9 protein-coding genes and 1 pseudogene are annotated in these 9,914 nt (G+C 74.1%); 4 read left to right on the top strand and 6 right to left on the bottom strand.

The annotated features are described in order from the left end of the window. Window positions 1-102 precede the first annotated feature (102 nt). Window positions 103-606, bottom strand: coding sequence for a nuclear transport factor 2 family protein (locus tag FGF04_RS17345; protein ID WP_149512155.1), 504 nt, complete (start codon window positions 604-606; stop codon window positions 103-105). Continuing rightward, on the bottom strand, window positions 603-1,499 hold the full coding sequence (gene folP / locus FGF04_RS17340; protein ID WP_149512154.1) for a dihydropteroate synthase: 897 nt from the start codon (window positions 1,497-1,499) through the stop codon (window positions 603-605). The genes FGF04_RS17345 and folP overlap by 4 nt, the downstream gene beginning before the upstream one ends. Window positions 1,500-1,731: 232 nt before the next feature. Here folP and FGF04_RS17335 point away from each other — a divergent pair. Beyond that, window positions 1,732-2,046, top strand: a pseudogene (locus FGF04_RS17335) (hypothetical protein); the annotation flags it as partial. Between the two features lie 85 nt (window positions 2,047-2,131). On the opposite strand, the gene FGF04_RS17330 reads toward FGF04_RS17335, so the two are convergent. Then, the gene (locus FGF04_RS17330) at window positions 2,132-3,508 is read right to left on the bottom strand and encodes a PH domain-containing protein (protein ID WP_408055629.1); all 1,377 of its coding nucleotides are present in this window, start codon (window positions 3,506-3,508) and stop codon (window positions 2,132-2,134) included. Then, window positions 3,505-4,029, bottom strand: coding sequence for a PH domain-containing protein (locus tag FGF04_RS17325; RefSeq protein ID WP_188114107.1), 525 nt, complete (start codon window positions 4,027-4,029; stop codon window positions 3,505-3,507). The genes FGF04_RS17330 and FGF04_RS17325 overlap by 4 nt, the downstream gene beginning before the upstream one ends. Before the next feature lie 31 nt (window positions 4,030-4,060). Here FGF04_RS17325 and FGF04_RS17320 point away from each other — a divergent pair, with 31 nt between their 5' ends. Beyond that, window positions 4,061-5,221, top strand: a complete 1,161-nt coding sequence (locus tag FGF04_RS17320) for an NADH-quinone oxidoreductase subunit D (protein ID WP_149512153.1) — start codon at window positions 4,061-4,063, stop codon at window positions 5,219-5,221. Between the two features lie 12 nt (window positions 5,222-5,233). Here the strand turns inward: FGF04_RS17320 and FGF04_RS17315 are convergent, their stop codons facing one another. Continuing rightward, window positions 5,234-6,265: an SAM-dependent methyltransferase gene (locus FGF04_RS17315; RefSeq protein WP_188114129.1), complete on the bottom strand. Its 1,032-nt coding sequence runs from the start codon at window positions 6,263-6,265 to the stop codon at window positions 5,234-5,236. Window positions 6,266-6,425: 160 nt separating this feature from the next. Here FGF04_RS17315 and FGF04_RS17310 point away from each other — a divergent pair, with 160 nt between their 5' ends. Then, the gene (locus FGF04_RS17310; RefSeq protein WP_149512151.1) at window positions 6,426-7,634 is read left to right on the top strand and encodes a sensor histidine kinase; all 1,209 of its coding nucleotides are present in this window, start codon (window positions 6,426-6,428) and stop codon (window positions 7,632-7,634) included. A gap of 38 nt (window positions 7,635-7,672) precedes the next feature. Next, window positions 7,673-8,347 (top strand): response regulator, encoded by a 675-nt coding sequence (locus FGF04_RS17305; RefSeq protein WP_149512150.1) that lies wholly within the window; start codon window positions 7,673-7,675, stop codon window positions 8,345-8,347. Between the two features lie 192 nt (window positions 8,348-8,539). Here the strand turns inward: FGF04_RS17305 and FGF04_RS17300 are convergent, their stop codons facing one another. After that, window positions 8,540-9,643 carry a DUF5937 family protein gene (locus tag FGF04_RS17300; RefSeq protein ID WP_149512149.1) on the bottom strand — a complete coding sequence of 368 codons (1,104 nt, stop codon included), beginning with the start codon at window positions 9,641-9,643 and terminating at the stop codon, window positions 8,540-8,542. Between the last annotated feature and the right edge of the window lie 271 nt (window positions 9,644-9,914).

Genomic DNA, 9,914 nt, shown 5'->3' with positions numbered 1-9,914 from the left:
GCGTCGGTCGTCGCCCGTCGGAGGGCGGGTGGCGGATCCCGTGACCGGCGCCACGATCACCAACGTACTACGACGGGGGATCACCCTTTTGTGGACGGCGGTTCACGGGGAGGAGTCGTCTGGCTCGTCGTCCTCGGTCTCCGCCAGTACGGGGGAGGCGTGGTGCGACCAGAGCTTCCAGCCGATCGGGGTGCGGCGGAACACGTTCGTGGCGACGACGAGCTGGCCCACCAGCGGCCCCAGTTCGTCGCTGTCCTCGGGCGGGGGGCCGCCGCTGAGGATGTTCTCCGTGCAGGTCACCAGGGCGGTGTCCCCGGTGACCGACACGTGCACGTCGGTCAGGAAGAACTGGATGTACTCGGTGTTCGCCATGATCAGCGCGTACGAGCGCAGGACCTCGCCGCGGCCGTTGAGGACCGGCCAGCCGGGGTGGACGCAGGAGATCTCGCCCGCCTGCGCCGGATCGTGGAACTCCTCGTCCAGGCCGAGGTCGGAGGGGGTCAGCCAGAGCGCGGACAGCTCCTCGAAGTCGCCCTGCTCCAGCGCCTCGTAGAAGGCGGTGTTGGCGAGTTCGACCTGCTCGACGTCCGTGTGCGGGGCGCTCACCGGGCTCCCTCTTCGCTCCCGGGTCCCTGGGGGGTGCGGGCGCCCTCCACGGCCCGGGCGACCCGGACGGCGTCGGCGGTGGCCCGTACCTCGTGGACGCGGACCGCCCACGCGCCCTGGTGGGCGGCGAGCGCGGAGACCGCCGCGGTGGCGGCGTCCCGTTCCCGGGCGGGCGGCGGGGCGCCCTCCGGGCCGGCCAGCACCCGGCCGAGGAACCGCTTGCGGGACGCGGCCACCAGCAGGGGGTGGCCGATCTCCCGGAGGCGGTCGAGGTGGGCGAGCAGCACGAGGTCGTGCTCGGCCTCCTTGGAGAAGCCGAGGCCCGGGTCGACGACGATCCGGTCGGGGGCGACGCCGCCCGCCAGGACGGCCTCCACGCGTGCGTGGAGCTCGTCGACGACCTCGGCGACGACGTCCTCGTACGCGCCCCGCACGGTGCTGCCCTGGAGGAAGCCGCGCCAGTGCATGACCACGAAGGGGGCGCCCGCGGCGGCGACGGCCGGGATCATCGCCGGGTCGGCGAGGCCGCCGCTGACGTCGTTGACGAGGGCGGCCCCTGCCGCGAGCGAGCGCTCGGCGACGCAGGCGCGCATCGTGTCCACGGAGACCACGACACCCTCGGAGACCAGGCCGCGTACGACGGGTATGACGCGTTTGAGCTCCTCCGCCTCGTCGACCCGGGCGGCGCCGGGGCGGGTGGACTCGCCCCCCACGTCGACCAGGTCCGCGCCCTGCGCGACCAGGTCGAGGCCGTGCTTGACGGCGGCGGTGGTGTCGAAGAAGCGGCCGCCGTCCGAGAAGGAATCGGGGGTGACGTTCACGACGCCCATGACCGCGCAGCGGTCCCAGGCCGGAAGTCCTGACACTTGGCCTCGCCCGCTCTTCTTGCTCATACCGTCCAGCCTAGGCCCATGGCGGCGGGGTGCCGGGTGGGCCCGTCTTCGTGGGCCGCGAGGCCCGGGTGGGTGCCGGGCGGCGCGGGGCGTGAGGGAGGACGCGGGGTCCCTGCAGTCCGCCGCGACCCGTACGGCGCCCCGGTCCGGCTCCGCCCCCGCCGCGCACCCGGCGCCCGAGCCCGACCCGGCGCACGCGCCGGCGCCCGGCTCCGCCCTCGCGCGGCCCCCGCGCCCGGCCGGGCACTTCACCGTGCCCCGGGCCGTGGCGGTCGCGCCGGCCGCGCCCGTGCGGCGCCCCGCGGGCGAGGGCGGCTTCGACTTCTTCGGTACGGAGAAGGGCGCCGAGGCGCTGGCGGCCGTGCAGAACGAGGACCTCGCCGACGTGGTGGGCCCGGAGGCGCTCGCGCTCCACAAGGCCGAGGCGGAGTCCGGGTTCAAGCCCGCGAGTGAGGAGTCCCGCGGGGTCGGCCAGGTCATCGACCTGACCGAGCACGACGAGACGGAACAGATCGACCTGACCGGCCTGCGCAGCGCGGTGTCCTGACCCGCGGCCGGGAAGAGGGCGTACGAGAGGGCAGTGGCGACCGGCCACTGCCCTCTTCCCTTTCCCGTTGGTTCACGCACGAGCTTCACGCCATCCAGCGGTCCGGCAGAGCCTCCTGACGGCCGGTGAGCGACCGGTCGGCCTGTGCGTACAGCAGCTCGGCGGCCTCCGAGGCGTCCCGCAGACGGGCCGTCACGGTCTTGTTGGCCCCGGTGTCCACCCGGACGTCGGCGAGCCCCTGGTGGCGCTGCCAGGGCCCCTGCTCCAGCCGCACGCTCTGCACCTTGGCGTGCGGAACCAGCGCGGTGCGGCGGCGCAGCAGTCCGTGCCGGGCCACGAAGACGGTGTCGGTCACGGCGAGTCCGTAGCCCCGCCACCAGAAGGGCACGCACCGGCCGGCCCGGCGCGGCGGCCGGGCGAGTGCGGCCGGCACGGCCACCCCGGGCAGCACGCGCGCGATGACCGACTCGGCGACCTCGCGCGGCGCGACCGGTACGAGCACGGAGTTGGCCGAGCCCGCCACGTCCAGCTCGACGCGGACCCAGCCGCGCCGCCGCCACAGCAGCGGTTCGACGACGCGTACGGTCTGCACGCGTCCGGGCGGCACCGTCTCGTGCGCGCGGTCGAGCAGCCCGTGGTCGATGCGCAGCCCGTCCGGCGACTCGCCCACGGTCCAGTCGTACTCGCCGACGAAGCGGCCCACGCTGCTGGCGCCCGCCGCGCCGAGCAGGGGCAGCGCCGTCGCGAGCACCGTCCACACGCTGTGGGTGGCGAACCACAGCAGCGGCGGCACCACGAGCGCGGCGGCCAGCGTCGCCCAGGTGGCCCCGGTCAGCAGGAGCGAGACGGCCAGGACGCCGGCCGGCACGTGCAGCAGCCGCCGGGCCGGCGCCTCGCCCACCTCGTGCGCGGTCTCGGGTGCGAAACCGGCCGCGCGGGCGAGCAGTTCGGCCCGCAGCGAGCGGGCCTCCTCCTGGCCCAGGTAGGCCAGCTCGTCCTTCTTGTCGGCCCCCACGACGTCGAGCTTCAGCTTGGCGACGCCGGCCACGCGGGCCAGCAGCGGCTGGGTGACGTCGACGGCCTGGAGCCGTTCGAGCCGGATGTGCGCGGTGCGCCGGAACACCAGGCCGGTACGGATGCGCAGCTCGGTGTCGGTCACCGCGAAGTGGGTGAACCACCAGCTCAGGAAGCCGTAGAGGGCGGCGCCCAGGACGGCGGCGGCGAGGACGGCCAGCAGGGTGGTCGTCGTGAGCCGCGTCAGCTGCCGCTGCGCCTGGTCGGGGTCGTGCACGGCCCACCCGGCGATCACGGCGACCGGCGCCCACGCGCGCCGCAGCGGTGTCACGGGATGCAGCCGCCGCTCGCGCAGCACCGGCGCGCCCGCCGCCGCTCCCGATGCCGCTACGTCCTTGGCGGCGTCCGGTTCCTGCACGTCCCCGGGGGCGTCCGGCGGGGTCGTCACAGTCCCGCCGATCGGGCTTCGCCCAGCTCGGTGAGGCGGTCGCGCAGGCGTTCCGCCTCGGCCGGGTCGAGCCCCGGGATGCGGGCGTCCGTCGCCGCGGCCGCGGTGTGCAGCTGCACGCTCGCCAGCCCGAAGTGCCGCTCCACGGGACCGGAGGTGACCTCCACCAGCTGCATCCGCCCGTACGGCACGACGGTCTCCTCGCGCCACAGCACGCCCCGGCTGATCAGCAGGTCGTCCGACCGTTCGGCGTAGCGCCACGAACGCCAGTTGCGGCCCAGCATCGACCAGCCCCACAGCAGCACGGCGAGCGGCAGCAGGGCCAGGGCCGACCACGCGGGACCGGCGAGCAGGCCCAGCAGGGCCGTCGCGACGGCCAGCAGGCCCAGCCACACCACCAGCAGCAGCCGGCGCATCCTCAGCAGTCCCGGTGGCAGCCCGGTCCAGACCGGCTCGTCCGTCGTGCGCCGCGCCGGCCGGTCCGCCGTGCGCCCCGTGTCTCCCGAGGTCCCCGTCTCCATGCCGCAAGCGTACGTACGCCACACTGTCCGCATGACTCCTACGACGGGTCCCACGGAGACCACGGTCGGTGTCGGCGGCGCGGCGGAGAGCACCGACATGGTGCTCAACATCGGGCCCCAGCATCCGTCCACCCATGGTGTGCTGCGGCTGAAGCTCGTCCTGGACGGCGAACGGATCCAGCGCGCGGAGCCGGTGATCGGCTACATGCACCGCGGTGCGGAGAAGCTCTTCGAGGCGCGCGACTACCGCCAGATCATCATGCTGGCCAACCGCCACGACTGGCTGTCCGCGTTCTCGAACGAGCTGGGCGTGGTCCTGGGCGTCGAGCGGATGCTCGGCATGGAGGTGCCCCCGCGCGCGGTGTGGACCCGCACGCTGCTCGCCGAGCTGAACCGGGTCCTGAACCACCTGATGTTCCTCGGCTCGTACCCCCTGGAACTCGGCGGGATCACCCCGATCTTCTACGCGTTCACCGAGCGCGAGGAGCTGCAGCACGTCATGGAGGAGGTCTCCGGCGGCCGCATGCACTACATGTTCAACCGGGTGGGCGGCCTCAAGGAGGACCTGCCGGCCGGCTGGACGGCACGCGTGCGCGGCGCCGTCTCCGGGGTGCGCTCCCGGATGGAGCGGTTCGACGACCTGGTGCTCGGCAACGAGATCTTCCGCGGGCGCACGCGCGGCGTCGGGGTGCTCTCCCCGGAGGCGGTGCACGCCTACGGGGTCAGCGGGCCGATCGCGCGCGCCTCCGGCGTCGACTTCGACCTGCGCCGGGACGAGCCCTACCTCGCATACGGGGAGCTGCGGGACACCCTGAAGGTCGTCACGCGCGAGGAGGGCGACTGCCTGGCCCGCTTCGAGTGCCTGCTGGAGCAGACCCACAACGCGCTCGACCTGGCGGACGCCTGCCTGGACCGGCTCGCGGAGCTGCCCCCCGGCCCCGTCAACCAGCGGCTGCCCAAGGTCCTGAAGGCCCCTGAGGGCCACACGTACGCCTGGACCGAGAACCCGCTCGGCATCAACGGCTACTACCTGGTCAGCAAGGGCGAGAAGACCCCGTACCGGCTGAAGCTGCGCTCGGCCTCGTACAACAACATCCAGGCGCTCACCGAGCTGCTGCCCGGCACGCTGGTCGCGGACATGGTGGCGATCCTGGGGTCGCTGTTCTTCGTCGTCGGGGACATCGACAAGTAGCTCACAAGCAGCTCAGTGGGCGGGACGGCCGCCGGCGGGCAGCGGGTCCGCGATCCCCACCGGCTGCAGCAGCCAGCCGAAGTCGCCGAGGCCGCCCGGGGCGGTCAGCTCGGCGGCCTCGCCCGCGCCCGCCAGGGCCCGTACGTAGGCCGCGGGGTCCGTGGAGGCCAGGGACAGGGGCGGGCGGTCCCCGCGCACGCCCAGCGCCCGCAGGGCCTCGCGCTGGCCCAGCAGCCGGCCGCCGGGCAGGGCGCACGCGTCCAGCGCCACATGGGCGGTGATGTCGCAGGAGCCGTCGGGCACGGGTGCCGTCTCCCGGCCCTCCCTGAAGCCCGTCAGCGTGCCGTAGGGCGGCCGGGCACCCGCGCCGTGCCCGTAGTCGACGGCGATGGCCAGACCGCGTCCCAGGGAGGCCACGGCGGCCTTCCAGGCGGCGTCCCTGGGGCGGCCCACCTCGGCCCGCAGGCCCTCGGCACCGGCTTCCGCGGAGGGGGAGGCGGTGAGCGGCCACCATCGCGCGAGCCACCGCGCGTCCGCCCCCGCCACCGGTTCCCCCAGGGACTCCGTCCCGTCCGCGGCCACCAGGACGACGCGGGGCACGCCTCGCGCGTCCACCTCGACCACGTCCACCGGCACGTTGTCCAGCCACTCGTTGGCGAACAGGAGCCCCTCGACGCCCTGCGGGGGCTCCGGGAGCCAGGAGATCCGGGGGTCGAGACCGGCGGGGCGGGCGGCGCGTTCGACCGCGTACGCGCGCGTACGGGAGGCCGTCCCCGCGGGCAGCGCCTCCAGGACGGCGCCCACCAGCTCGCCGCGCCCCGCGCCCATGTCCACGAAGGCGAGTTCGGCGGGCCGGCCGAGCGCCTCGTCGACCAGCCCGAGCAGCCGGGCCACGGCGCCCGCGAACAGCGGTGACGCGTGCACCGAGGTGCGGAAGTGGCCCGCGGGCCCCTCCGGCCTGCGGTAGAAACCGGAGGGCCCGTACAGCGCCTCCTCGGTCGCCCGGCGCCACCCGCGCGCCCCGTCCGCCGCCCCACACCGCACTGCGCCCACCTCGGCCTCCCACCGGCTTCCCGTCGCCGTCGTCGCGCCAGGTTAGAGGCCGGATCCGTGTCGGCCTCCACCTTGGGGAGTACAAGCACCGGTCACGGATCGATCCTCCGGTTGACCCCTGCACACGACACGCTTCCCTACGCTGGGTCACGTGCAGCGCCTCTATGACTTCCTCCGCAGGCACCCGACATGGGTCGACGGCTTCTGGGCCGTCGTCCTGCTCGGGATCTCGTTCGTGGGCGGAACGACCACGCCGGAGAACTCCGACACGGGGACCGGACACCTGGCCGTCACCGTCCCGATCACCCTGCTGCTCTGCCTGGTGATCGCGCTGCGCCGGCGCCTGCCCGAGGCGATGCTGCTGCTGGCCGTCTTCGCGGGCGCGTCGCAGCTGGTGCTGGACATGCCGCTGGTGCCGGCCGACTTCGCGCTGCTGGTGATCACCTTCACGGTCGCCTCCAACGGCACCCGTTGGGCCTCCCGGCTCGCCCTGACAGCGGGGCTGTGCGCGGCCCCGCTGGCGCAGCTGCGCTGGCCGGAGGAGCACACGGGCATCGGCGGCCAGATCGCGATAGTGGTCTTCCAGACGGTGCCCTTCGCCCTCGCCTGGGTGCTGGGCGACTCGCTGCGCACCCGCCGCGCCTACTTCGCGCAGCTGGAGGAGCGGGCCGCCCGGCTGGAGAAGGAGCGTGAGGCGCAGGCCAAGGTGGCCGTCGCCGCCGAGCGCGCCCGGATCGCCCGCGAGCTGCACGACGTGGTCGCGCACAACGTCTCGGTCATGGTGGTGCAGGCCGACGGCGCCGCCTACGTCCTGGACGCCGCCCCCGACCAGGCCAAGAAGGCCCTGGAGATCATCTCCGGGACGGGCCGGCAGGCCCTCGCCGAGATGCGCCGCCTGCTCGGCGTCCTGCGCACCGGTGAGCACCAGGAGTCCGGCGAGTACGTGCCGCAGCCCGACGTGGAGCAGCTCGACGACCTGATCGAGCAGTGCCGGGGCTCCGGCCTGCCCGTCGACTTCAAGATCGAGGGCACCCCGCGCCCGCTGCCCAGCGGCGTCGAGCTGACCGCGTACCGCATCGTGCAGGAGGCCCTCACCAACACCCGCAAGCACGGGGGGCCGAACGCGGGGGCGAGCGTGCGCCTGGTCTACTTCGACGACGGGCTCGGCCTGCTCGTCGAGGACGACGGCAAGGGCGCCCCGCACGAGCTGTACGAGGAGGGCGGGGTCGACGGGCAGGGCCACGGCCTGATCGGCATGCGCGAACGCATCGGCATGGTCGGCGGCACCCTGGACGCCGGACCGCGTCCCGGCGGCGGCTTTCGCATCAGCGCCCTGCTGCCGCTGAAGTCCGCCCACTGACACGTGCACGTATTCGAATCCGACCGAAGGACCTCCCCATGCCGATCCGCGTGATGCTCGTCGACGACCAGGTGCTGCTGCGCACCGGGTTCCGGATGGTGCTGGACGCCCAGCCGGACATGGAGGTCGTGGCCGAGGCGGGCGACGGCGTGGAGGCCCTCCAGGTGCTGCGCGGCAGGGACGTCGACGTGGTCCTGATGGACGTCCGCATGCCGAAGCTGGACGGCGTCGAGACGACCCGGCGCATCTGCGCGGACCCGAATCCGCCGAAGGTGCTGATCCTGACCACCTTCGACCTCGACGAGTACGCCTTCTCCGGGCTCAAGGCGGGTGCCTCCGGCTTCATGCTCAAGGACGTGCCGCCCGGTGAGCTGCTCGCCGCGATCCGTTCCGTGCACAGCGGCGACGCGGTGGTGGCGCCCTCGACGACCAGGCGCCTGCTCGACCGTTTCGCGCCGATGCTGCCCAGCGCGGGCAAGGAGCCCCAGCACAAGGAGCTGGAGCGGCTGACCGGGCGGGAGCGGGAGGTCATGGTCCTGGTCGCGCAGGGGCTGTCCAACGGGGAGATCGCGGCGCGGCTCGTCCTGTCCGAGGCGACGGTCAAGACCCACGTGGGCCGCATCCTCACGAAGCTGGGGCTGCGGGATCGGGTGCAGGTGGTTGTACTGGCGTACGAGACCGGCCTGGTCCGGGCCGGGGGACAACAGGGCTGACGGTTCGAACCGTCGCCCTGGGGGTGAACGGCGGGCTCGTCGTCGGCTGCGGGCCGTATGTGGCTGAGCGCGCAGTTCCCCGCGCCCCTGAGGGGCGCCCCTCAGGGGCGCGGGGAACTGCGCGACAAGCCCCCACCGGCCGGCAGCCGACGACGAGCCCGTGTCACCCGGAGCCGAGCGGAGCGGAGCCGGTTACCGCAAAATGCCCTCCAGGAAGTCGCTGCCCAGCCGCGCCACCATCGTGACGTCCAGCTGGTGCAGCACGTACCGCCCGCGGCGGCGCGTGGTGAGCAGCCCCGCCTTCTTCAGCACACCCAGGTGCCGGGATATCTCCGGCGCCGTCATCCCGTGCGTCTGCGCCAGCTCGCTCGTGGTGAACGCGCTGCGCGCCAGACTCCGGCACAGCCGCATCCGCACCGGATGGGACAGCGCCGTCATCCGCAGGGTCAGCTGCTCGACGGAGGTCGGGACCGTCAGCTCCGGGGAGCCGACCGGGTAGTGGATCACCGGCTGCCAGCCGTACCGGTGCAGCACCATGAGGTGCGGCCAGCCCAGGCTGGTGGGCACCAGCAGCAGACCGCCGGCCCGGATCGAGGTGTGGCCGTGGCCCAGCTTGTCGATGACGATCCGGTCGCCCGTCCCGTCGAGCGCCACCGCGGGCGACACCGACGCCAGCGCCTCGGCCAGGCCCCGGCGGCCCAGCAGGTCCGTCTTGCGGCGGGCGTCCGCCCCGAGCTGGTGGCGCAGCCGGGCCCAGGTCCCGGCGAAGAACGCCTCGTCGCAGTCCTCCAGGAACTGCCGCAGCCAGGCCCGGATGCGCGGCGGGTCGGCCAGCAGCCGCTCGGTGAACTCCGCCGGCCGGGGCCCGCGCGCGGCGGCGAGCTCCAGGGCGCGCCGGCGGGACACCGGGTCGACGAGGGCGCCGGCGCCCTGCACGTCGTACGGGAACGCGCAGGTGAACTCCAGGGCCGCGTCCACGAACTGCTCGTCCGACAGCTTGTCCAGCAGGTCCAGCTCCTCGGCGAGGGTGGCGCCCGGGACCGCGCTGCCGCCCGCCGCCGCGTACGGCAGGAAGAGGTCCGAGAACGTCGTGCGCCACAGGAAGTCGGCCTCGCACATCCGGTCGGCGAGGTGCGGGTCGAGGCGGGCGGTCACGCCGGTCGCCCAGCCCTGCAGGCCGGGGTGGTGCCCCGGCTCGGCCAGCGCGTGCAGTGCCATGCACAACTCGGCCAGGGGCGAGGGCACGACGGCCACCCGCTCCCTGCGCAGCCCGGAGATGTCGATGGTCACGCTCATGACCTCATGGTGCACCCCGGCGCCGACAGCGCGGTCCCCGATTGACGAGCGCCGTCAATCGACGCGACGGCGGGGGCCGGCCGGACGCACGCTGGGGTCACCGGGGCACCGCGGGGCCCACGGAGAACGACCGGTCCGGGCGTGTCCGCCGTCGGCGGCGGACACGCCCGCGGACCGGGAGACGTCCGTACCCGTCCCGAGAAGGCGATCCGCCATGAGCATCACGCAGCAGTACCTCCTGGACACCTACCGTGCCCGGCAGCACGGGGAC

Origin of the sequence: Streptomyces apricus (genome assembly GCF_008369065.1) — a bacterium.
GTDB classification, from domain to species: Bacteria; Actinomycetota; Actinomycetes; order Streptomycetales; family Streptomycetaceae; genus Streptomyces; species Streptomyces apricus.
The sequence above is the reverse complement of the archived record's forward strand: the minus strand, read 5'-3'. Positions and strand labels throughout refer to the sequence as shown.